Source organism: Pseudomonas sp. F-14 TE3482 (assembly GCF_053629455.1).
Genome location: NZ_JBRJII010000001.1, coordinates 1,737,205 through 1,758,918, shown reverse-complemented (window position 1 = coordinate 1,758,918; position 21,714 = coordinate 1,737,205). Strand labels below are relative to the sequence as shown.

21 protein-coding genes are annotated in these 21,714 nt (G+C 59.1%); 15 read left to right on the top strand and 6 right to left on the bottom strand.

Going from position 1 to position 21,714, the window contains the following annotated elements; all coding sequences use genetic code 11:
- Positions 1 to 4 precede the first annotated feature (4 nt).
- Together AB7M26_RS07845 and AB7M26_RS07840 are read right to left on the bottom strand one after the other, a co-directional pair.
- On the bottom strand, positions 5 to 535 hold the full coding sequence (locus AB7M26_RS07845) for a DUF5943 domain-containing protein (RefSeq protein WP_007926354.1): 531 nt from the start codon (positions 533 to 535) through the stop codon (positions 5 to 7).
- A gap of 78 nt (positions 536 to 613) precedes the next feature.
- Complete coding sequence (locus AB7M26_RS07840) at positions 614 to 1,591, bottom strand: dipeptidase (RefSeq protein WP_007907542.1); 978 nt, start codon at positions 1,589 to 1,591, stop codon at positions 614 to 616.
- A gap of 236 nt (positions 1,592 to 1,827) precedes the next feature.
- Here AB7M26_RS07840 and AB7M26_RS07835 point away from each other — a divergent pair, with 236 nt between their 5' ends.
- The 4 genes from AB7M26_RS07835 (at position 1,828) to AB7M26_RS07820 (ending at position 3,451) form a co-directional block, all read left to right on the top strand.
- Entirely contained in the window at positions 1,828 to 2,229 is a 402-nt protein-coding gene (locus AB7M26_RS07835; protein ID WP_123497263.1) for a lysozyme inhibitor LprI family protein, read from the top strand.
- A gap of 211 nt (positions 2,230 to 2,440) precedes the next feature.
- Positions 2,441 to 2,695, top strand: a complete 255-nt coding sequence (locus tag AB7M26_RS07830) for a type II toxin-antitoxin system RelE family toxin (RefSeq protein ID WP_123497261.1) — start codon at positions 2,441 to 2,443, stop codon at positions 2,693 to 2,695.
- Positions 2,679 to 3,002: a helix-turn-helix domain-containing protein gene (locus AB7M26_RS07825; protein ID WP_123497259.1), complete on the top strand. Its 324-nt coding sequence runs from the start codon at positions 2,679 to 2,681 to the stop codon at positions 3,000 to 3,002. Before AB7M26_RS07830 ends, AB7M26_RS07825 begins: the two co-directional genes overlap by 17 nt.
- Before the next feature lie 32 nt (positions 3,003 to 3,034).
- Positions 3,035 to 3,451, top strand: a complete 417-nt coding sequence (locus AB7M26_RS07820; protein ID WP_008008110.1) for a DUF3010 family protein — start codon at positions 3,035 to 3,037, stop codon at positions 3,449 to 3,451.
- A gap of 137 nt (positions 3,452 to 3,588) precedes the next feature.
- Here the strand turns inward: AB7M26_RS07820 and AB7M26_RS07815 are convergent, their stop codons facing one another.
- Complete coding sequence (locus tag AB7M26_RS07815; RefSeq protein ID WP_123497257.1) at positions 3,589 to 4,533, bottom strand: GlxA family transcriptional regulator; 945 nt, start codon at positions 4,531 to 4,533, stop codon at positions 3,589 to 3,591.
- 223 nt (positions 4,534 to 4,756) lie between these two features.
- Between AB7M26_RS07815 and AB7M26_RS07810 the strand changes: the two genes are divergently transcribed.
- From AB7M26_RS07810 to AB7M26_RS07785, 6 genes are all read left to right on the top strand, one after another.
- Positions 4,757 to 5,701 carry a choline ABC transporter substrate-binding protein gene (locus tag AB7M26_RS07810; RefSeq protein WP_007907536.1) on the top strand — a complete coding sequence of 315 codons (945 nt, stop codon included), beginning with the start codon at positions 4,757 to 4,759 and terminating at the stop codon, positions 5,699 to 5,701.
- Positions 5,702 to 5,800: 99 nt separating this feature from the next.
- Positions 5,801 to 6,688, top strand: a complete 888-nt coding sequence (locus AB7M26_RS07805) for a BKACE family enzyme (protein ID WP_007907535.1) — start codon at positions 5,801 to 5,803, stop codon at positions 6,686 to 6,688.
- Between the two features lie 140 nt (positions 6,689 to 6,828).
- Entirely contained in the window at positions 6,829 to 7,794 is a 966-nt protein-coding gene (locus AB7M26_RS07800) for an L-carnitine dehydrogenase (protein ID WP_123497255.1), read from the top strand.
- A 161-nt stretch (positions 7,795 to 7,955) separates the two neighbouring features.
- Entirely contained in the window at positions 7,956 to 8,426 is a 471-nt protein-coding gene (locus tag AB7M26_RS07795) for a thioesterase family protein (RefSeq protein WP_123497253.1), read from the top strand.
- A 13-nt stretch (positions 8,427 to 8,439) separates the two neighbouring features.
- The gene (locus tag AB7M26_RS07790) at positions 8,440 to 9,603 is read left to right on the top strand and encodes a gamma-butyrobetaine dioxygenase (protein ID WP_123497251.1); all 1,164 of its coding nucleotides are present in this window, start codon (positions 8,440 to 8,442) and stop codon (positions 9,601 to 9,603) included.
- Between the two features lie 396 nt (positions 9,604 to 9,999).
- A complete protein-coding gene (locus AB7M26_RS07785) occupies positions 10,000 to 10,263 on the top strand; it encodes a hypothetical protein (RefSeq protein ID WP_017341203.1) in 264 nt (87 codons plus the stop codon).
- Between the two features lie 169 nt (positions 10,264 to 10,432).
- On the opposite strand, the gene gbdR is transcribed toward AB7M26_RS07785, so the two are convergent.
- Positions 10,433 to 11,536: a choline metabolism transcriptional regulator GbdR gene (gene gbdR / locus AB7M26_RS07780; RefSeq protein ID WP_008072536.1), complete on the bottom strand. Its 1,104-nt coding sequence runs from the start codon at positions 11,534 to 11,536 to the stop codon at positions 10,433 to 10,435.
- A 540-nt stretch (positions 11,537 to 12,076) separates the two neighbouring features.
- On the bottom strand, positions 12,077 to 13,453 hold the full coding sequence (locus tag AB7M26_RS07775) for an L-serine ammonia-lyase (RefSeq protein WP_123497247.1): 1,377 nt from the start codon (positions 13,451 to 13,453) through the stop codon (positions 12,077 to 12,079).
- A gap of 437 nt (positions 13,454 to 13,890) precedes the next feature.
- On the opposite strand from AB7M26_RS07775, the gene AB7M26_RS07770 reads away from it, so the two are divergent.
- The 3 genes from AB7M26_RS07770 (at position 13,891) to choV (ending at position 16,924) form a co-directional block, all read left to right on the top strand.
- Positions 13,891 to 14,838, top strand: a complete 948-nt coding sequence (locus AB7M26_RS07770; protein ID WP_123497245.1) for a choline ABC transporter substrate-binding protein — start codon at positions 13,891 to 13,893, stop codon at positions 14,836 to 14,838.
- Between the two features lie 65 nt (positions 14,839 to 14,903).
- Positions 14,904 to 15,749, top strand: a complete 846-nt coding sequence (gene choW / locus AB7M26_RS07765; RefSeq protein WP_007907521.1) for a choline ABC transporter permease subunit — start codon at positions 14,904 to 14,906, stop codon at positions 15,747 to 15,749.
- Positions 15,746 to 16,924 (top strand): choline ABC transporter ATP-binding protein, encoded by a 1,179-nt coding sequence (gene choV, locus AB7M26_RS07760; RefSeq protein ID WP_052966693.1) that lies wholly within the window; start codon positions 15,746 to 15,748, stop codon positions 16,922 to 16,924. Before choW ends, choV begins: the two co-directional genes overlap by 4 nt.
- A 225-nt stretch (positions 16,925 to 17,149) precedes the next feature.
- Here the strand turns inward: choV and AB7M26_RS07755 are convergent, their stop codons facing one another.
- Entirely contained in the window at positions 17,150 to 19,099 is a 1,950-nt protein-coding gene (locus AB7M26_RS07755; protein ID WP_238541979.1) for a BCCT family transporter, read from the bottom strand.
- A 379-nt stretch (positions 19,100 to 19,478) separates the two neighbouring features.
- On the opposite strand from AB7M26_RS07755, the gene betI reads away from it, so the two are divergent.
- Entirely contained in the window at positions 19,479 to 20,072 is a 594-nt protein-coding gene (betI, locus tag AB7M26_RS07750; RefSeq protein ID WP_123497243.1) for a transcriptional regulator BetI, read from the top strand.
- Between the two features lie 106 nt (positions 20,073 to 20,178).
- Entirely contained in the window at positions 20,179 to 21,651 is a 1,473-nt protein-coding gene (betB, locus tag AB7M26_RS07745; RefSeq protein WP_123497241.1) for a betaine-aldehyde dehydrogenase, read from the top strand.
- The last annotated feature ends 63 nt before the right edge of the window (positions 21,652 to 21,714 follow it).

Sequence of the window (21,714 nt, the reverse complement as noted above, 5' to 3'; positions counted from 1 at the left end):
CGACTTACAACGGCTTGACGGTGAACAAACCGTCGTCGTGGCCTTCTTCGGAGCCACCGTAGACTTGTTCGGCGACAGTGCGGATCTTGCTGCCGCGAGCAGCCAGGATCTGGTCCATGGCACCGGCGAACCAGCCAGTGAACATGTAGTCGACCTTGCGCCCGACCTTGCCGTACACATAGACAAATGCGGAGTGTTCGAGCTTGACGCTGGCGGTGCCTTTGTCGAGGTCGATGTCCTGAATCTTGAACAGGCCCCAGCCGCGTTGCGACAGACGCTTCATGTAGTGCTCGAACACTGCAACGCCTTCCAGGCCGTGGCATTCAGCTTCTTTTTCACACCAGTGCCAGGCGGACTTGTAGCCGGCCTTGTAGAGGATTTCGGCGTAGGCGTCGGCGCCCAGCACTTCCTCGATGCCCATGTGGTTGTTGACGAAGAAGTGACGCGGCACATACAGCATCGGCAGGGCGTCGGAGGTCCAGACACCGGTTTCGCTGTCGACTTCGATTGGCAATTGCGGGGCGATCTTGGCCATGGAAACTTAACTCCAGAAAAATTTTGGTGTTGCCCTCGGCACGGACGGCCGGGGGAAAGGATTCAGAAATGCGGTGGCTTATTCGCCCCAAACGTCTTTGAGGACGTTCACCCAGTTCTCGCCCATGATCTTGCGCACCACCCGCTCGGAATGGCCGCGTTTGAGCAGGGTCTCGGTCAGGTTCGGGAACTCGCCCACGGTGCGGATGCCCAGCGGGTTGATGATCTTGCCGAAGCTGGTCAGACGGCGGGCGTAGCCCTTGTCATGGGTCAGGTATTCGAAGAAGTCCTGGCCATGGCCCTGGGTGAAGTCGGTGCCGATGCCGATGGCGTCTTCGCCGACGATGTTCATGGTGTATTCGATCGCTTCGGCGTAGTCGTCGATGGTCGAATCGATGCCCTTGGCCAAGAACGGCGCGAACATGGTCACACCCACGAAACCGCCGTGATCGGCAATGAACTTCAGTTCTTCATCGGATTTGTTGCGCGGGTGTACTTTCAGACCCGACGGCAGGCAATGGGAGTAGCAAACCGGCTTCTTGGATTCGAGGATGACTTCTTCGGACGTTTTCGAGCCGACGTGGGACAGGTCGCACATGACGCCGACGCGGTTCATTTCAGCGACGATTTCACGACCGAAACCCGACAGGCCACCGTCTCGCTCGTAGCAACCGGTACCGACCAGGTTTTGGGTGTTGTAGCACATCTGCACGATACCGACGCCCAGCTGCTTGAACACCTCAACGTAGCCGATCTGGTCTTCAAACGCGTGAGCATTCTGGAAGCCAAAGAGGATACCGGTCTTGCCCTGCTCCTTGGCCTTGCGGATATCGGCGGTGGTGCGCACCGGAATCACCAGGTCGCTGTTCTCGCGGATCAGCTTCTGGCTGGCGGCGATGTTGTTGACAGTGGCCTGGAAGCCCTCCCACACCGACACGGTGCAGTTGGCCGCGGTCAGACCGCCTTTGCGCATGTCTTCAAACAGCTCGCGGTTCCACTTGGCAATAATCAGCCCGTCGATAACGATGCTGTCGGCGTGCAATTCGGCTGGGCTCATCAGGCTGTCCCCTATTAGCGATTCATGCGCCGAATCGTGTGCCGGCGCTTTGGGGCCAGCATATGCCTCGGTGCAGGGGTAGCCGGGTGCAAAAACGACAGGGGGTTTGCCGAAAGCGTCAATCTGCGACAAAGGGTCGTCAACAGGCGTCATTGCCTACCTATCCAACACCGCCCGCTTGGGCCAGAATTCGCCGCATCACTGGGTGTAATCACTGAATTAAGGGCGGCGACGCAATGAAATCGATCTTCCTGGCTTTGGCACTGATAGCGACTGGCGTACACGCAGCTGAAGAGGCCGACGACAACCCTTGCGACGCCGTCGAAAACGAAATCCAGACCCTGGAATGCTCGGCCTACAGCAGAACCACCGCCGAACAGCTGCTGAGCGACAACTATCAGAGCCTGACCGAGCGCATGCAAACGCTTTACGGCAACAACAAGGCGCAACTGACCGACATCACCGCCAAAATCAAAACCGCACAACAGCAATGGCTGAAAACCCGGGATGCCGATTGCGCAGTGGACGCATTTCCGGCGACCAGCGGTAGCAAAGCGTTCACCATTGCGCAGAATGATTGCATAGCGCGCATGAGTGACGAGCGGTCGGAGTTTTTGGAGTCGATTGGGCAGGAGTGATCCTGAATCGTCCGTCGAAAGCTGGTAGCCCTACCAGCTTTTACCTTCAATCAAGACCTTTCCCACAGGTTTCACCGAGCAAACCTACAACTCCCGCCGGGTAAGGGTTAAAGCAGTTTTTTCGAGCAACATCCCGACAAATTTCGTTTATTGGCCACCTGAAAAATATAAGTAAAGATTCGCAAAATCTTATAAAAGACTTATATTCTCCATGAACAGCATTCACTGGACTCGAAAGGCCGTTAAGCAGCTCTTGAAATTGCATTCCGTTCATCAGATCCAGGTTCGTGATGCCATCACGGCGCTAGCTGGCATGCCTGATGTAGGCAACGTCAAAGCACTGGTCGGTCATGACTACGCCTATCGACTGCGAGTCGGTAGTTATCGGGTCATGTTCGACTGGGATGGCGCGATCAAAGTGGTCAGTATTCAAGAGGTCAAAAAACGCGATGAACGCACCTACTGAGATTCAAATCATCAACGACGCGGAGGGAAAACCGGCGTTCGTGGTCATTCCCTACGCGCAGTATGTGGCGCAGAAGATCGCGCCCGATCTGATCCCACACGAAGTGGTCAGTCGCATCGTCGATGGTGCGACGCCTATTCGCGCCTGGCGCGAACACCTGAACCTTACGCAGGATGAAGTTGCCAAACGCATGGGCATTTCCCAACCGGCTTTCGCCCAGCAAGAGACGGTCGCCAAGCCCCGCAAGTCAACCCGTGAAAAAATTGCCGCAGCTTTTGGCATCACCGCCAGCCAACTAGAGTTGTAAGCTGAACGCCAGCATCAGGAAAAGGGATTGAAATGAAAATCTGCGGCATCGAAATCAAAGGCAGCGAAGCGATCATCGCCGTGGCCTCCCTCGACGGTCAGGCGCTCAGTCACGTCGCCCTCGCCACCAGGAAAATCGCCCTCGACGAGGACGACGAAGCCGCCAACGTCAAAGTCTTCGCCGCTCAGGTGGCGTCGTTCGTTCGTGAGAACTCAATCGACCGGATCGCGATCAAGAAGCGCAGCAAGAAAGGCGAGTTCGCCGGTGGGCCGACTACGTTCAAGATAGAGGGGATTTTCCAGCTGCTGGAAAATTGCGAGGTGACGCTGCTGTCGCCGCAGACCATCAATGCGCAGAACAAGAAGTTCGATTTTGCACTGCCGGAGACGCTGAACAAGTATCAGCATGAGGCGTACAAGGCGGCGTGCTCGGCCTTGATGAAGAAGTAACATTTTCTCTCATCAACACAGATCATTGTGGGAGCGGGCTTGCCCGCGATGGCGGTGTGTCAGTCAACATCAACATTGAATGTGCCGGCCTCATCGCGGGCAAGCCCGCTCCCACAGGTTTCTCGGTGTCGTCAGAATTACGCTTGGGCGGTACGCCTGTCTTCACGCGGGCACCGCTCAAACCTCGCCCGATAACTCCGGGTGAAATACGATGGCGATTCAAACCCGCATGCGATGCTCACTTCCAACACACTCATGTTCGTCTGACGCAGCAACTGCCGCGCCTTCTCCAGCCTTAACCGCAGGTAGAAATTGCTCGGCGTGTCGTTCAGATGCAGGCGAAACAACCGCTCTAACTGACGCCGGGTCACTTTGATCGATTCCGCCAGCGCCAGCGTACTCAGCGGCGGTTCGCTGTGCTGCTCCATCTCCCCGATCACCTGCACCAGTTTCTTGTTGCTGATGCCATAACGCGTGGCGACTTCCATGCGCTGGTGGTCTTTGCGCGGGCGAATGCGCCCGAGTACGAATTGTTCGCTGACCTGGATCGCCAGTTCCGGGCCGTGGGCCTGGCCGATTAGGTCAAGCATCAGGTCGATGGAGGCCGTGCCGCCGGCAGAGGTGATGCGTCGGCGGTCGATCTCGAACAGCTCCTGAGTGACGCTGAGCTGTGGATAAGACTCCTTGAAGGCGTCGATGGCTTCCCAGTGCAAGGTCAGGCGATGGCCATCGAGCAGACCGGCTTGAGCGAGGATGAAGCTGCCGGTGTCGATGGCGCCGAGGGTCACGCCTTCGTTATCCAGGCGGCGCAACCAGTGCTCCAGGGCCGGGGTGGTGAACTTCAGCGGCTCGAAACCGGCGACCACCAGCAAGGTCGCGCCTTTCTTCAGGGGCTCCAGCGCTGCATCGGCGTTGACCGACATGCCGTTACTGGCCAACACCGCCCCGCCATCGGCGCTCAACACATGCCAGCGGTACAGCTCGCCGCGAAAGCGATTGGCGACCCGCAGCGGCTCGATGGCCGAGATAAAACCGATCGCCGAAAAACCCGGCATCAACAAGAAGTAGAAATCCTGGGACATGGAGCGCACTCGCTTAGCAGGTAAAAAGAGGCCAGGTAACGAGAGGGCGGTTAGCGTGTGGACGTTGATACGCCACTTGCAACCGGCATTCAAGGGCTCAGGTCGCTGCAGTGCAAGAGCTGGTCGCCGCAGTGCGCTTTCACGGGGGCTTTGCTGCGTAACTTGGCATCACCGGCGCATCAGACACCGGAACCCACAATAACGACCTGCCGAGGAACCCGACATGAAACGACTGATCAGCAGCTGTGTTCTTGCACTCAGCGGTACCGCTTTCTTGAGCGCCAGCGTCATGGCGGCCGAACCCGCGTCGTGCCAGAACGTGCGCATGGGCGTAGTGAACTGGACCGACGTGATCGCCACCAGCGCCATGACCCAGGTCTTGCTCGACGGCCTCGGCTACAACACCAAACAAACCAGCGCCTCCCAGCAAATCATCTTCGCCGGGATTCGCGACCAGCGCCTGGACTTGTTCCTGGGCTACTGGAACCCGCTGATGACCCAGACCATCACCCCGTTCGTCGATGCCAAGCAGGTCGAAGTGCTGGAGGCACCAAGCCTCAAGGATGCCCGCGCCACCCTCGCCGTGCCGACTTACCTCGCCGACAAAGGCCTGAAAACCTTCGCCGACATCGCCAAGTTCGAAAAAGAACTGGGCGGCAAGATCTACGGCATCGAGCCTGGCTCGGGCGCCAATACTCAGATCAAGGCGATGATCGCCAAGAACCAGTTTGGCCTGGGCAAGTTCCAGCTGGTCGAGTCCAGCGAAGCCGGCATGCTCGCGGCGGTGGATCGCGCCGTGCGGCGCAAGGAAGCCGTGGTGTTCTTTGGCTGGGCGCCGCACCCGATGAACGTCAACGTGCAAATGACTTATCTCACCGGCAGCGAAGACGCCCTCGGCCCGAACGAAGGCATGGCCACCGTCTGGACGGTCACCGCGCCGAAGTACGCCGAGCAATGCCCGAACATTGGTCGTTTGCTGAGCAACCTGACCTACACCGCCGAAGACGAGAGCCGGATGATGCAGCCGTTGCTCGATCACAAAGACGCTTTCGAATCGGCCAAGCAATGGCTGAAAGATCACCCGCAAGACAAGCAACGCTGGCTCGAAGGCGTGACCACCTTCGACGGCAAACCGGCGGCTGAAAACCTGAAACTGACCAGTAAATAAACCTGAAATGAACCACCGATTCGCAGCCCGACCGGGCTGCGAACGGAATCGTCACGCCCTGAGCCACACCCAAAAATCACGCCTGTAAGGAACCGCCTCATGAACCACGACGTCATCATCACCTGCGCACTCACCGGTGCTGGCGACACGACCGCCAGAAGCCCACACGTGCCGGTCACCCCGAAACAAATCGCCGCGGCCGCCGTGGAAGCCGCCAAGGCTGGCGCCACCGTGGTTCACTGCCACGTTCGCGACCCGCAAACCGGCAAGTTCAGCCGTGACGTGGCGCTGTACCGCGAAGTGATGGAGCGTATCCGCGAGGCCGACGTCGACATCATCGTCAACCTCACCGCCGGCATGGGCGGTGACCTGGAAATCGGCGCGGGCGAGAACCCGATGGAGTTCGGCCCGAACACCGACCTGGTCGGCCCGCTGACCCGTCTGGCCCACGTCGAAGAACTGCTGCCGGAAATCTGCACGCTCGATTGCGGCACCCTGAACTTCGGCGATGGCGACACCATTTACGTGTCCACCCCGGCGCAGCTGCGTGCTGGCGCCAAACGCATTCAAGAGCTAGGCGTTAAGCCTGAGCTGGAAATCTTCGACACCGGTCACCTGTGGTTCGCCAAACAGATGATCAAGGAAGGCCTGCTGGATAACCCGTTGTTCCAGCTGTGCCTGGGCATCCCGTGGGGCGCGCCGGCCGACACCACCACCATGAAAGCCATGGTCGACAACCTGCCGGCCGATGCGGTCTGGGCCGGGTTTGGCATTGGTCGCATGCAAATGCCAATGGCGGCGCAAGCGGTGTTGCTGGGCGGCAACGTGCGGGTCGGTCTGGAAGACAACCTGTGGCTGGACAAGGGCGTATTGGCGACCAACGGCCAACTGGTCGAGCGCGCCAGCGAAATCCTCAGCCGCCTCGGCGCCCGTGTTCTGACCCCAGCTGAAGGCCGGGCAAAAATGGGCCTGACCAAGCGCGGTTAACCCGAACCTACACCACACCTGTGGGAGCGGGCTTGCCCGCGATGAGGCCGGTACATCCGCCACATGTTCTGTGAATGGAACACCGCCATCGCGGGCAAGCCCGCTCCCACAGGGTTTTCCAAGACCTTTAGGAAGTGACCATGAGCTTTATCACTGATATCAAAACCTTCGCAGCCCTGGGCAGCGGTGTCATCGGCAGCGGCTGGGTATCCCGCGCCCTCGCCCACGGCCTCGACGTGGTGGCCTGGGACCCCGCGCCCGGTGCCGAAGCGGCGCTGCGCAAACGCGTCGCCAATGCCTGGGGCGCGCTGGAGAAGCAAGGCCTGGCACCCGGCGCGTCGCAGGATCGTCTGCGTTTTGTTACCACCATCGAAGAATGCGTTCGCGACGCGGATTTCATCCAGGAAAGCGCTCCAGAACGACTGGAGCTGAAACTGGAATTGCACAGCAAAATCAGCGCGGCGGCCAAGCCCAATGCCTTGATCGGTTCCAGTACGTCGGGGCTGTTGCCGAGCGAGTTCTACGAGAGCTCGACGCACCCGGAACGCTGCGTGGTCGGGCACCCGTTCAACCCGGTTTACCTGCTGCCGCTGGTGGAAGTGGTCGGTGGCAAAAATACCGCGCCGCAAGCGGTTCAAGCGGCAATGAAAGTCTATGAATCCTTGGGCATGCGCCCGCTGCATGTGCGCAAGGAAGTACCCGGTTTTATCGCCGACCGTTTGCTCGAAGCGCTATGGCGTGAGGCGCTGCATCTGGTTAACGACGGTGTGGCGACCACCGGTGAAATCGACGATGCGATTCGTTTTGGCGCGGGCCTGCGCTGGTCGTTCATGGGTACTTTCCTGACTTACACCCTGGCGGGCGGCGACGCGGGCATGCGGCACTTCATGGCGCAATTCGGGCCGGCGTTGCAGTTGCCCTGGACCTATCTGCCGGCACCGGAGCTGACCGACAAATTGATCGATGACGTGGTGGATGGCACCAGTGATCAACTGGGTAAGCACAGCATCTCGGCGCTGGAGCGCTATCGTGATGATTGCTTGCTGGCAGTGCTGGAGGCGGTGAAGACCACAAAGGCCAAACATGGCATGGCGTTCAGCGAATAAACCAAGTCAGGGGCCAGCAGGTCTGGCCTCATCGCGGGCAAGCCCGCTCCCACAGGGATCTACTGAGTGGCATAGATTGTATATCCACCTCAAATCACTGTGGGAGCGGGCTTGCCCGCGATAGCGGCAGCCCAGACACCACCAACGTTGGATCACTCACCATGCCCACCCTCACCACCTACCAAACCAAAATCATCCCCGATTGGGTCGACTACAACGGCCACCTGCGCGATGCCTTCTATCTGCTGATTTTCAGCTACGCCACCGACGCGCTGATGGATCGACTGGGCATGGACAGCAACAACCGCGAAGCCAGCGGCAATTCGCTGTTCACCCTCGAGCTGCACCTCAACTACCTGCACGAAGTGAAGCTCGATGCCGACGTCGAAGTGCACACCCAGATCATCGGCCATGACCGCAAGCGCCTGCACCTCTACCACAGCCTGCATCTGGTGGGCGGTGACAAGGAGCTGGCGGGCAATGAACAAATGCTGTTGCACGTCGATCTTGCCGGGCCGCGATCCGCACCGTTCAGCGAGGAAACCTTGAGCAAGCTGCAAGCCATTGTTGCCGAGCAAGCCGACCTGCCCGCCCCCGCCTTCATCGGCCGAGTGATAGCTTTACCAAAATAACAAGGAGCTCGTCATGAACACCGTCGCCGCTTTTGCCGATTTCCGCACCTACCCGTTGATCAGCGCGTTGACCGCCGTGCACACCCTGGCGGACCGCATTCAAGTGCAGTGGGCGGACGGTCGGGTCAGCCCTTTTCATCATCAATGGCTACGGGATAACTGCCCGTGCCCGCAGTGCGTCTACTCGGTGACCCGCGAGCAAGTGCTGGAAATCGTCGATGTCGCGGAAAGTCTGATCCCCGACAGCGCTCAAATCGATGCCGAAGGTTGTCTGTGTGTCGATTGGCAGGACGGCCATCTCAGCCGCTTCGACCCGGGCTGGCTGCGAGCTCACGCCTATGACGACGAAACCCGCGCCGAACGCCGGGCTGCCAAACCGAAAAGCAAGCTGTGGGACAGCCAGCTGAAGCTGCCGGTGTTCGACTATCAGGCGTTGATGGACAACAACGATGCCTTGCTGCAATGGCTGCTGGCCGTGCGCGACATCGGCCTGACCCAGGTTCGCGGCGTACCGACTGAGCCGGGCTCGCTGAAGCTGATCGCCCAACGGATTTCGTTCATCCGTGAGAGCAATTTCGGTGTGCTGTTCAACGTGCAATCCAAGGCCGACGCCGACAGCAATGCCTACACCGCCTTCAACCTGCCGCTGCACAGCGACCTGCCGACCCGGGAGTTGCAACCGGGGCTGCAATTTCTGCATTGCCTGGTCAATGACGCCGACGGTGGCGAGAGCATTTTCGTCGACGGTTTTGCCATCGCCCAAGCCTTGCGTCGGGAAGATCCCGAGGCGTTTCAAGCCTTGTGTGAAATTCCCGTGGAGTTCCGCAATAAAGACCGTCACAGCGACTACCGTTGCCTGGCGCCGATCATCGCCCTGGATGCTTTCGGGCAGGTGTCGGAAATCCGTATGGCGAACTTTCTGCGTGGGCCGTTCGATGCTTCAGTCGAGCAGATGCCCAAGCTGTATCGCGCTTACCGACGCTTCATTGCGATGACCCGCGAGGCGCGCTTCCGGGTGATGACCCGGCTCAACCCCGGTGAGCTGTGGTGCTTCGACAACCGCCGTACCCTTCATGCCCGCAATGCGTTTGACCCCGCTACCGGTGCCCGGCATTTCCAGGGGTGTTATGTCGACCGGGATGAGTTGCTGTCGCGGATTTTGGTGTTGCAACGGTAGACCGCGTCATCGTTCATCGCGGGCAAGCCACGCTCCCACAGAATCGGGGTTACCGTAGATTTGGTGAACGGTGCCAAACCTGTGGGAGCGTGGCTTGCCCGCGATGGCGTCCGCACCGACAACACTGGACTTCTGGATTCACAGGCAAAAAAAACCCCGATCAAGCCGTGACAGGATCGGAGCTGAGGAGGGTACTGTTGAGGAGCTGTTGCGCGAGGGTGACCAAACCTTCGTGAAGCCAGCTGAATCCAGTGTGCCCATTCCCATGCAGGGCAAGTTAGCCGAAAACGACCTGTTCATAGGTATTGCGGCCATTGCGACAAATCGTCCTTGCCGCCATCCCCAGCCCCTACCAGAATCGAGCCACGACACCGTTCCCTGAAGAAGGATTGCGTCATGATGCACGCCGATTTGATTGACCAGGAAGACCTGTTGGGCCAGCTGAAATCGTTGGGTTTTCAAGTGCCGAATGGCTCTACAGCCGAACAGGCTTGCGAGTGTGCGGTGCGAGGCTTGAACGATGAGCGGGCGATGACGCTGCGCACTATGGTGAAGCAGATGTACACCAGCAGCGCGACCATCCTGCCGGCCGTGCGCCAGGCGATCGACAAACAATTGCTGCCGGCGCTGGCGGAGTATCAGCAAAGCCGTAGCGCCTGACTTTCAGCACTGAGCGGCTTCTTGTGGCGAGGGAGCTTGCTCCCGCTCGACCGCGAAGCGGTCGCGAAACCAGCGAATGCGGATTGTCTGAACGACCGCATATACCGGTTTTGGGGCTGCTTCGCAGCCCAGCGGGAGCAAGCTCCCTCGCCACAAAAGTTTGCCTGGTCTACAGCCTTACGCTAGCAAACGTCGATTCATTACGCGCCTGACTCAACGCCGACAGCGGCCCGGACAATGGCGACAGCACCAGCGCTTGCGGCAGAGGCATCATCGCCACTTGTTGCGTGGTGTTGGAACCCACGCGCTCGTCGCGCGGCGGAATGCCGAAGTATTCGCGGTAGCACTTGGAGAAGTGTGGCGTAGACACGAAACCACATACCGACGCCACTTCGATGATCGACATCGGCGTTTGCTTGAGCAGTTGCCGAGCGCGGATCAGGCGCAGTTTCAGGTAGTAACGCGACGGCGAGCAGTGCAGGTATTTCTGGAACAACCGCTCCAGCTGACGACGCGAAACAGCGACGTACACCGCCAGTTCGTCGAGGTCGATCGGCTCTTCGAGGTTGGCTTCCATCAACGCCACGATTTCCTGCAACTTCGGCTGGTTGGTGCCGAGCATGTGCTTGAGCGGCACGCGCTGGTGATCCTGCTCGTTGCGGATGCGCTCGTAGACGAACATTTCCGAGATCGCGGCCGACAGTTCACGACCGTGATCGCGGCTGATCAGGTGCAGCATCATGTCCAGCGGCGCGGTGCCGCCGGAGCTGGTGAAACGGTTGCGATCGAGGGTGAACAGACGGGTGCTCATGGCCACCCGCGGGAAAGCTTCCTGCATCGACGCCAGGCATTCCCAGTGCACGCTGCAATCGAAACCGTCCAGCAGGCCCGCGCAAGCCAAGGCCCAGCTGCCGGTGCAGACCGCGCCGAGACGACGGTGCTGACGCGCCTGGCTTTGCAGCCACGACACGTGTTCACGGGTAACAGTACGCTGAATACCGATGCCGCCGCAGACAATGACAGTGTCCAGGGGAGGCGCTTTGTGCATGGAGGCGTCGGGGGTGATTTGCAGTCCGTCACTGGCCCAGACCTGACCGCCATCGACGGTGAGTGTGGTCCAGCGATACAGCTCGCGGCCGGACAATTGGTTGGCCATGCGCAGAGGTTCTACTGCAGAGGCCAGAGAAATAAGCGTGAAATTGTCCAGCAGCAAAAAGCCGATGGATTGAGGCGCACGGTTCTGGGGTTGGGCCCCGGAGTTGAACGTCGTCATCGCGGTATCTCCTCACACAAAGCGGGTGATGGCCTCAGGCGGAGGCTCTTTTTATTGCCATCGTTCTCGCGTGGGAGACGGGCTTTGTAATGACAGAGCAATTGCCATGCCTAAACTTGAATGCGTGTTCAATAACTCCTGAAAACGACGTCGCGATGCGTCTAGATATGGCGCGCAGAGATAAGAGGTCATAAGTGCCATTAGAGGCCGCAAACCCGCTACCCCGTTGCCTGTGAGCAAATCGGTAGCACTTGTGGGAACAGGGCTGCGACGCTCCTGGGGAGAGTGTCACCGCAAGCACAGGTGACGGACGGTCAGGCTTGAATTGGATCCCTGACTGGGGGAGACAGGCTTACCTGTTTGCGACGCGCTAAAAGGTGGCGCGTTTTGAATCGGGTGCTCAATTAGCGCGCAGTTTTGACTGGTCTGGCGCTATCGCGGGCAAGCCCGCTCCCACAGGAATTTTTGTGTGACGAAGAACTAATACACACTACAAATCCTTGTGGGAGCGGGCTTGCCCGCGATGGGGTCAACCCGGTCTCAACACTCAACGGCGCTAACCGCCAACCCACCGCGCGATGTCTCTTTATATTTGTCGTGCATGTCGGCACCGGTATCACGCATGGTGCGGATCACCCGGTCCAGCGAGATAAAGTGCTGACCATCGCCCCGCAGCGCCATCTGCGCCGCGTTGATCGCTTTCACCGCGGCAATCGCATTGCGCTCGATGCACGGCACTTGCACCAAGCCACCCACTGGGTCGCAGGTCAGGCCGAGGTTGTGTTCCAGGCCGATTTCCGCCGCGTTGCACAATTGCTCCGGTGTGGCCCCCAGAATCTCCGCCAACCCAGCCGCCGCCATGGCGCAGGCCGAACCGACTTCACCCTGGCAACCGACCTCGGCACCGGAAATCGAGGCGTTCTTCTTGCACAGAATCCCCACCGCCGCGGCACTGAGGAAGTAATCGACCACGTTGGCGTCGGTCACTGCCTCGCTGAACTTCATGAAGTAGTGCAACACCGCCGGAATGATCCCCGCCGCGCCGTTGGTCGGCGCCGTAACCATGCGCCCGCCAGCAGCGTTTTCTTCGTTGACCGCCAGGGCGAACAAGTTCACCCACTCCATGGCGCTCAAGGTCGAGCCGATCACGTTGGGCTTGTTCAGTTCTTGCAGGCTGCGGTGCAGTTTGGCCGCGCGACGACGCACATTCAGGCCACCGGGCAGGATGCCTTCGTGCTTGAGGCCTTGCTCCACGCAATCTTGCATCGCGCGCCAGAGTTTCATCAGGCCGGCGCGAATTTCCTCTTCGCTGCGCCAGACTTTCTCGTTGGCCATCATCAGCTCTGCAACGCGCAGGTTGTGCTGCTTGCAGAGACTGAGCAGCTCGACGGCACTGGAGAAGTCGTAAGGCAGCACGGTGCTATCCAGATCCACCACGCCGCTGGAAGCCTGTGCTTCATCGACGACAAAACCGCCGCCTATGGAATAGTAGGTGTCGCGATGCAGTTCACCGTGATCGCCTTCGGCAACCAGAGTCATGGCGTTGGGATGGAACGGCAGGTTCTCGTCGATCAGGCGCATGTCCCGGGCCCAGATGAACGGAACCGACAAGCGACCGTCGAGCAGTAGCGTGTCGGTTTCACGCAGGGTCTCGATGCGGATGCCGATTTGCGACGGATCGATCGCGTCCGGCCACTCGCCCATCAGCCCCATGATCACCGCGTTGTCGCTGCCATGACCGATGCCGGTGGCAGATAACGAACCATAAAGCTGAACTTCGACACGCCTTACTTGTTCCAAAAGACCCTGTTCACGCAAACCTTGCACGAACAGCGCCGCGGCGCGCATAGGCCCCACGGTGTGCGAACTGGAAGGGCCGATGCCGATTTTGAACAAGTCGAAAACGCTGATAGCCATTACTGCTGAACTCCTGGATGTGCCTGCTCCAGGCGCAAAAGCGCCCAGTGACGGAGCTGCTACGCTCAAGCTGCAATCCGCCGAGATGGCCGCATCATCAGGCTTTTGTCATGTCGCTCAACGTCTCACACCGACGCACTCATGCCCGCCAGCGCCGCAAGCCGCTTACGCAGTGTTTTCGCCGTTTTTTTGCGGATCAGCGGGGCAAAACGGGCTGAAAAAAGCTGTAAACGACGTTACCGACACTGGATGCGACCATCCCTGTACTGGTTACGACGCACCCTGTAGGCGTCAGATTTTCACTGGTACATGATCGTATCGACTCGATTGCAAGGCGCCGTGGTAGAGCTGTCTCCAAAACGCCATCCAACCGCAACAGATAAGTGCGGTGGTCCAGTCGGAACACTGCCAAAAAAAACACCAAGGAGTCGCCCCTTATGAAAGGTTCCCCGTCGTTGTTGTTGGCCGCCATGCTGAGTCTGCCGTTTCTGGCTCAAGCCGCAGAACCGGCCCAATGCAGCACCGTAAACTTCTCCGATGTCGGCTGGACGGACATTACCGTCACTACCGCCACCACCAGCGTCGTTCTCGATGCCCTGGGCTACAAGACCAAGACCACGATGATTTCCGTGCCGGTGACGTACAAGTCGCTGGCCGACGGCAAGAACATGGACGTGTTCCTCGGCAACTGGATGCCGACCATGGAAAACGACATCAAGGCCTATCGCGATGCCGGCACCGTGGACACGGTGCGCGCTAATCTGGAAAACGCAAAATACACACTCGCCGTCCCCGAAGAGTTGTATAACAAAGGTCTGAAAGATTTCGCCGACATCGCCAAGTTCAAGAAAGAACTCGACGGCAAGATCTATGGCATCGAACCGGGTAACGACGGCAACCGCCTGATCCAGAGCATGATCGACAAGAACGCCTTCGGCCTGAAAGACGCCGGCTTCAAGGTGGTCGAGTCCAGCGAGGCAGGCATGCTCTCGCAAGTCGATCGCGCCCAGCGCCGCAACACCGCCGTGGTGTTCCTGGGCTGGGAACCGCACCCGATGAACACTCGATTCAAGATGAAGTACCTGACCGGCGGCGACGAATACTTCGGCCCGAACTTCGGCCAGGCGACCATCTACACCAACACCCGCAAGGGTTACGCACAGGAATGCAGCAACGTTGGTCAGTTGCTGAAAAACCTGGTGTTTACCCTCGACATGGAAAGCACGCTGATGGGCAACGTCCTGGACGACAAAATGAAGCCTGACGCGGCCGCCAAGGCCTGGCTGAAAAAGAATCCACAGGTGCTCGATACCTGGCTTGCTGGCGTGACCACCATTGACGGTAAACCTGGCCTGGAGGCCGTGAAAGCCAAGCTTGCGCAGTAATGCTTACGCCGGGCGAGTTCGCTCGCCCGGGCTGTTTATTCCCTTGCATGCGGACGTTCACTACCATGCTGATTGATCAGAAAATACCTTTAGGCCAGTACATCGCGGGCTTCGTTGAATGGTTGACGCAAAACGGCGCCAGCACCTTCGACGCAATCGCCGTGTCACTGGAAACGATGATCCACGGCGTGACTTTTGCGCTGACCTGGTTCAACCCGCTGGCATTGATCGGCCTCATCGCGCTACTGGCACACTTCATCCAACGCAAATGGGGCCTGACCGTTTTCGTCATCGCCTCCTTTCTGCTGATCCTCAATCTGGGATACTGGCAGGAAACCATGGAAACCCTCGCCCAGGTGTTGTTCGCCACCCTGGTGTGCGTGCTGATCGGCGTGCCGTTGGGCATCGTCGCCGCGCACAAACCGATGTTCTACACAGTGATGCGGCCGGTGCTCGATCTGATGCAGACCGTGCCGACCTTCGTGTACCTCATTCCTACCCTGACCCTCTTCGGTCTGGGTGTGGTCCCGGGTCTGATCTCGACGGTGGTGTTCGCGATTGCCGCGCCCATCCGACTGACCTACCTGGGTATCCGCGATGTTCCGGACGAACTGATGGACGCCGGCAAGGCCTTTGGCTGCTCGCGCCGTCAGCTGCTCTCGCGAATCGAACTGCCCCACGCCATGCCAAGCATCGCGGCCGGTATCACCCAGTGCATCATGCTGTCGTTGTCGATGGTGGTGATTGCGGCACTGGTGGGCGCCGATGGCCTGGGCAAACCCGTGGTCAACGCACTGAACACTGCTGATATCGCACTGGGCTTCGAAGCAGGCCTGGCGATCGTACTGCTGGCGATCATGCTCGACCGTATCTGCAAACAACCCGACGCTAAAGTAGGGGGTGACGCATGAGCATTATTCGCTTCGAAGACGTGGACGTGATCTTCTCCAAAGACCCGCGCGAGGCGCTCAAACTCCTCGACCAGGGCATGACCCGCAACGAGATTCTGAAAAAGACCGGGCAAATCGTCGGTGTCGAAAAGGCCAGCCTGGACGTCGAAAAAGGTGAAATCTGCGTACTGATGGGCCTGTCCGGCTCCGGTAAATCCAGCCTGTTGCGCTGCATCAACGGCCTTAACACCGTCAGCCGTGGCAAGTTGTTCGTCGAGCACGAAGGCAAGCAGATCGACATCGCCTCGTGCACGCCGGCGGAACTGAAAATGATGCGCACCAAGCGCATCGCGATGGTGTTCCAGAAGTTCGCCCTGATGCCTTGGCTGACGGTGCGCGAGAACATCAGCTTCGGTCTGGAAATGCAGGGCCGGCCGGAGAAGGAACGGAAAAAACTGGTCGATGAAAAACTCGAACTGGTGGGCCTGACCCAGTGGCGCAACAAGAAACCCAATGAGCTATCCGGTGGTATGCAACAGCGTGTCGGCCTGGCCCGAGCGCTGGCGATGGACGCCGACATTCTGCTGATGGACGAACCGTTCTCGGCCCTCGACCCGCTGATCCGCCAAGGCCTGCAAGACGAACTGCTGGAACTGCAACGTAAACTGAGCAAGACCATCGTTTTCGTAAGCCACGACCTCGATGAAGCCCTGAAGCTCGGCAGCCGTATCGCCATCATGAAAGACGGCCGGATCATCCAGTACAGCAAACCGGAAGAAATCGTCCTCAATCCTGCGGACGATTACGTGCGCACCTTCGTCGCCCACACCAATCCGTTGAACGTATTGTGCGGTCGCAGCCTGATGCGCACCCTGGACAACTGCAAACGCATCAACGGTTCGGTGTGCCTGGATCCGGGCGGCGATTCGTGGCTGGACCTGGCCGAAGGCAACACCATCAAAGGCGCCCGCCAGAACGGTTCGAGCCTGGACCTGCAGAACTGGATACCGGGGCAAGCGGTTGAAGGTTTGGGGCGTCGGCCAACATTGGTGGACTCCAACATCGGCATGCGCGATGCACTGCAGATTCGTTACCAGACCGGCAATAAGCTGGTGCTGCATGACAACAACAAGGTTGTCGGGATTCTTGGCGACAGCGAGCTGTACCACGCGCTGCTCGGCAAGAACCTGGGGTAAGAAGCAGCAGACACAAAAACGCCGCGAGAGATCGCGGCGTTTTTGTTTGCGGGATATCGGGATAAGCATCTTTGAAGCAAATGGCCCCATCGCGGGCAAGCCCGCTCCCACAGGATCGGTGTTGTGACACAACTATTGATCATGGCACCGATCCCTGTGGGAGCGGGCTTGCCCGCGATGAAAGCGACGCGGTGCTTCGGATCGAAACACCGCGACCTCGATTACTCAGCTATAAACCCGGCCAAGCAATTGCCGATGGCTTTCAAACTGATCGAGCACGTCACGGGTGATCTGATCCTGAGTGAAGCCCATCAAGTCGTAATCCTGGCTGCCGTTATGCAGGTACACCTCGGCACGGTAGTAACGTGCGCGCGGTTCATCAGCGCTTTCAGCAGACACCGTGTCGCTCGCCGCCGCCAGATAACCGTCCAGGCTCACTTCGTAGACAAAAGGGTTGCCCTCTTCCATCTCGATCCGCACGCCCATGCAGCGTTTCGACTTACCCAGCAACGTCTGCACATCCAGGCCCTGAGCACGCAATTGCACAGCTGCATCTTCCAGCGCCGGGCTGACTTGCTTGTCCATGAAACGCTGAACGATCGACTGGTTCGGTTGCAGGTCCAGCTGGGTCAAACGCTCGCTGAAACCACGACGACCACGCGCTGCCAGTTCCGCTTGCTCCTGTTCGATTTGCACGTCCTGGCGCATGGCCTTGTGCAAGCCAAACATGAAGAACACCAGCACTACGGAGAACGGCAGACCGGCCAGCACCACCATGGTTTGCATGGCTTCGAAGTTACCGGCGAACAACAGACCAATGGTCACCAGAGTGATCACCGCCGACCAGAAAATCCGCAGCCAGTGCGGCGCATCTTCGTCAACATTACCGCCCTTGCAGGAAAGGTTGGCCATCATCACCGCGCCGGAATCCGCCGGGGTCAGGAACAGCACGAAGCCGACAAAAATCGACACGCCGATCACGATCTTCGACGCAGGGTAATGCTCAAGCAACTGGTAGATCGCCATCGACGGCTGTTCCAGTGCCGTCTTCCCGAGTTCCACCGCCCCATGGTTCATCACCAGGTCCAGGGCCGAGTTACCGAAAATCGACAGCCATGCCAGGGTGAAGCCCAGCGGAATCAGCAACACGCCGGCCACCAGTTCACGCACCGTGCGACCGCGGGAGATACGCGCGATGAACATGCCGACGAATGGCGCCCAGGAAATCCACCAGGCCCAGTAGAACAGAGTCCACAGGCCCAACCAGCGGTCGGACTTCTCACTGTCGCCTTCATACACATAGAGGTCGAAAGTCTTCAGTACAACGCCGTTCAGGTAGTCGCCAATGTTTTGCACAAAGCCGTTGAGCAGGTGCAGGGTCGGGCCGAACAGCAGCACGAAAATCAGCAGACCGCTGAACAACACGATATTCAGGTTGGACAGACGGCGAATGCCGTTTTCCACGCCAGACACAGCGGCGATGGTCGCCACGGTGCTCATCACGATGATCACGATCAGCAGATTGGTGTTGCTGTGCTCCATGCCGAACAGGTTTTCCAGCCCCGACGATACTTGCAGCGAACCAATCCCCAGGTTCGTCACCAGCCCCAGCAGGGTCACGAACATGCCGAAGCCGTCCACTGCATGACCGGCGGCGCCTTTGACCCAACGCTCGCCGACCAGCGGATACAGCGCTGACCGCAACGCCAGCGGCTGGTTATGACGGTAAGCAAAGTACGCCACGGCCAAGCCGACCAGGGCGTAGATCGCCCAGCCATGCAGGCCCCAATGCAGGAACGTCAGTTGCACCGCCTGACGAGCCGCGAGATTGCTGCCGGCCACGCCTTCCGGCGGATTGAAGTAATGATCCAGCGGCTCGGAAGCACCGAAGTACAGCAACGAGATGCCGATACCCGACGAGAACAGCATCCCCGCCCAGGCGCCGTAGCTGAAGTCCGGGGTGTCGTCCTTGCTGCCCAGCTTGAGCTTGCCGTAAGACGAAAACGCCAGGCCAACCACAAAAACCAGATAAGCGGCGATCACCACCATGTAGTACCAGCCGAAGCTGCGGGACAACCAGGCCTGGGCAATGCCGAGCATTCTGCCGGCCTCTTGCGGGGCAATGATCAGAATGGCGGTCAACAGCAGGATCAGCGCGGTAGAGGTGTAAAACACCCAACCGTTGACCGTCACCTTCTCGGGTGGGGTCTTTATTAGAGAGGCAGAACTCATGGCACAGATGCTCCAGGCAGTGCGAGAGAAGAACACAAGGCAACGCGTTACCCGACCATTCGGTTAGTTGGCAGCCGACCGGCGGGTGATATAAAGACAGCCCGAAAAAAGCCCGAAACCCCTGAACGCCTGAGCGTGTGGGTTTCGAGCATTTTCAGATGTCGTTTTTCCGCCAACCACGTGTAGGAAAAACCTGTAGGCAGCGACGAATTGTCGCAGATCTTATTCTTTGTTGATTGAACGTTCAATCAAAACAAAATAGACTGGCCTTTAACCCGGTAGCCGTTTTTCGTCCACCGGAAGGCCTAAGGAGATGTGCAAGATGCCCAAGGTCGGTATGCAACCCATCCGCCGCCAGCAATTGATCGAAGCCACATTACAGGCGGTCGATCGGGTCGGCATGGGGGACGCCAGCATTGCGCTGATCGCCCGTTTGGCCGGTGTCTCGAATGGCATCATCAGTCACTACTTTCAGGACAAGAACGGCCTGATCGCCGCCACGGCGCAGTATCTGATGAGTGTCCTCAGCGAGAACGTCACCGCGCGCCGTCAGGCGCTGGAGGACACCAGCCCACGGGCTCACCTTCAGGTGATTATCGAAGGCAACTTCGACGCCAGCCAGGTCAATGGCCCGGCAATGAAAACCTGGCTGGCCTTCTGGGCCACCAGCATGCACCACCCGTCTTTGCACCGGTTGCAGCGGATCAACGATCACCGTCTGTATTCCAACCTGTGCTGCCAGTTCCGCCGTGTGTTGCCGCTTGATCAAGCGCGCAGCGCCGCCCGCGGCCTGGCAGCCCTCATTGACGGTTTGTGGTTGCGCGGCGCGCTGTCGGGAGATGCTTTCGACACCGGTCAAGCGCACCAGATCGCTTACGAATACATGGATTTCCAACTGGCCAAGCAGGTGAGTTAGAGCACACAGAACCGCTCAGCACCTGAACCGCTACCGACCGCGACGCCACTGCTACACGGCTCGCCCGGTGGTCAACGCCAACCACTTATGCACTTGCGAGGACTTTATGGCCCGTTTCGAACTGCAAAAACTCTACATCGATGGCGGCTACAGTGACGCCAGCAGCGACGCCACCTTCGAAGCCATCAACCCGGCTAACGGTGAAGTCCTCGCAACCGTACAACGTGCGACCCAGTCAGACGTTGAGCGCGCTGTGGTCAGCGCCGAAAAGGGTCAGAAAATCTGGGCGGCGATGACTGCCATGGAGCGTTCGCGCATCCTGCGTCGTGCCGTCGACATCCTGCGCGAGCGCAACGATGAACTGGCCGCCCTGGAAACCCTGGACACCGGCAAGGCGTACTCCGAAACCCGTTACGTCGACATCGTCACCGGCGCTGACGTGCTGGAGTACTACGCAGGCCTGGTGCCGGCCATCGAAGGCGAGCAGATTCCGCTGCGTACCACGTCTTTCGTCTACACCCGTCGCGAGCCATTGGGCGTCGTGGCCGGTATCGGCGCGTGGAACTACCCGATCCAGATCGCTTTGTGGAAATCCGCACCGGCCCTGGCGGCCGGTAACGCGATGATCTTCAAGCCAAGCGAAGTCACTTCCCTGACTACCCTGAAACTGGCCGAGATCTATACCGAAGCTGGCCTGCCAGCCGGTGTGTTCAACGTTCTGACCGGCAGTGGCCGTGAAGTCGGCACCTGGCTGACCGAACACCCACGCATCGAAAAAATCTCCTTCACCGGCGGCACCGACACCGGCAAGAAGGTGATGGCCAGCGCTTCCGCTTCGTCGCTCAAAGACGTAACCATGGAACTGGGCGGCAAATCCCCGCTGATCATCTTCGACGACGCCGACCTGGATCGCGCCGCCGACACCGCGATGATGGCCAACTTCTACAGCTCCGGTCAGGTCTGCACCAACGGCACTCGCGTGTTCGTACCGAGCCACCTGAAAGCCGCTTTCGAAGCCAAGATCGTTGAACGCGTTGCCCGCATCCGCGTCGGCAACCCAGAAGACGAGAATACCAACTTCGGCCCGCTGGTCAGCTTCGCCCACATGGAAAGCGTGCTGGGTTACATCGCCAAAGGCAAGGAAGAAGGCGCTCGCGTTCTGTGCGGCGGCAGCCGTCTGACCGAAGGCGAATTCGCCAAAGGCGCATTCGTGGCACCGACCGTGTTCACCGATTGCACCGACGAGATGACCATCGTTCGCGAAGAAATCTTCGGCCCGGTCATGGCGATCCTGACTTACGAAACCGAAGAAGAAGTGATCCGTCGCGCCAACGACACCGAGTTCGGTTTGGCGGCTGGCGTTGTCACCAAAGACCTGAACCGCGCTCACCGTGTGATCCATCAACTGGAAGCCGGTATCTGCTGGATCAACGCTTGGGGCGAGTCCGACGCCAAGATGCCGGTCGGCGGCTACAAGCAGTCGGGCGTGGGTCGTGAGAACGGCATCAGCTCGCTGAACAACTTCACACGCATCAAATCGGTACAGGTCGAACTGGGCGATTACGCCTCGGTTTTCTAAGGCGGTATTTGCTTCGCCTGCGAGATCGCTATCGCAGGCAAGCCAGCTCCCACAGGTTTGGCG

Excerpts from the sequence above, each read along its gene's own strand:
- AB7M26_RS07770 (WP_123497245.1), top strand. The coding sequence starts at position 13,891 with ATGAAAGGTTCCCCGTCGTTGTTGTTGGCCGCCATGCTGAGTCTGCCG.
- AB7M26_RS07840 (WP_007907542.1), bottom strand. The coding sequence starts at position 1,591 with ATGAGCCCAGCCGAATTGCACGCCGACAGCATCGTTATCGACGGGCTG.
- betI (WP_123497243.1), top strand. The coding sequence starts at position 19,479 with ATGCCCAAGGTCGGTATGCAACCCATCCGCCGCCAGCAATTGATCGAA.
- AB7M26_RS07835 (WP_123497263.1), top strand. The coding sequence starts at position 1,828 with ATGAAATCGATCTTCCTGGCTTTGGCACTGATAGCGACTGGCGTACAC.
- AB7M26_RS07820 (WP_008008110.1), top strand. The coding sequence starts at position 3,035 with ATGAAAATCTGCGGCATCGAAATCAAAGGCAGCGAAGCGATCATCGCC.
- AB7M26_RS07815 (WP_123497257.1), bottom strand. The coding sequence starts at position 4,533 with ATGTCCCAGGATTTCTACTTCTTGTTGATGCCGGGTTTTTCGGCGATC.
- choV (WP_052966693.1), top strand. The coding sequence starts at position 15,746 with ATGAGCATTATTCGCTTCGAAGACGTGGACGTGATCTTCTCCAAAGAC.
- betB (WP_123497241.1), top strand. The coding sequence starts at position 20,179 with ATGGCCCGTTTCGAACTGCAAAAACTCTACATCGATGGCGGCTACAGT.
- AB7M26_RS07805 (WP_007907535.1), top strand. The coding sequence starts at position 5,801 with ATGAACCACGACGTCATCATCACCTGCGCACTCACCGGTGCTGGCGAC.
- AB7M26_RS07845 (WP_007926354.1), bottom strand. The coding sequence starts at position 535 with ATGGCCAAGATCGCCCCGCAATTGCCAATCGAAGTCGACAGCGAAACC.
- AB7M26_RS07830 (WP_123497261.1), top strand. The coding sequence starts at position 2,441 with ATGAACAGCATTCACTGGACTCGAAAGGCCGTTAAGCAGCTCTTGAAA.
- AB7M26_RS07790 (WP_123497251.1), top strand. The coding sequence starts at position 8,440 with ATGAACACCGTCGCCGCTTTTGCCGATTTCCGCACCTACCCGTTGATC.
- AB7M26_RS07785 (WP_017341203.1), top strand. The coding sequence starts at position 10,000 with ATGATGCACGCCGATTTGATTGACCAGGAAGACCTGTTGGGCCAGCTG.
- AB7M26_RS07800 (WP_123497255.1), top strand. The coding sequence starts at position 6,829 with ATGAGCTTTATCACTGATATCAAAACCTTCGCAGCCCTGGGCAGCGGT.
- AB7M26_RS07795 (WP_123497253.1), top strand. The coding sequence starts at position 7,956 with ATGCCCACCCTCACCACCTACCAAACCAAAATCATCCCCGATTGGGTC.
- choW (WP_007907521.1), top strand. The coding sequence starts at position 14,904 with ATGCTGATTGATCAGAAAATACCTTTAGGCCAGTACATCGCGGGCTTC.
- AB7M26_RS07775 (WP_123497247.1), bottom strand. The coding sequence starts at position 13,453 with ATGGCTATCAGCGTTTTCGACTTGTTCAAAATCGGCATCGGCCCTTCC.
- AB7M26_RS07810 (WP_007907536.1), top strand. The coding sequence starts at position 4,757 with ATGAAACGACTGATCAGCAGCTGTGTTCTTGCACTCAGCGGTACCGCT.
- AB7M26_RS07825 (WP_123497259.1), top strand. The coding sequence starts at position 2,679 with ATGAACGCACCTACTGAGATTCAAATCATCAACGACGCGGAGGGAAAA.
- gbdR (WP_008072536.1), bottom strand. The coding sequence starts at position 11,536 with ATGACGACGTTCAACTCCGGGGCCCAACCCCAGAACCGTGCGCCTCAA.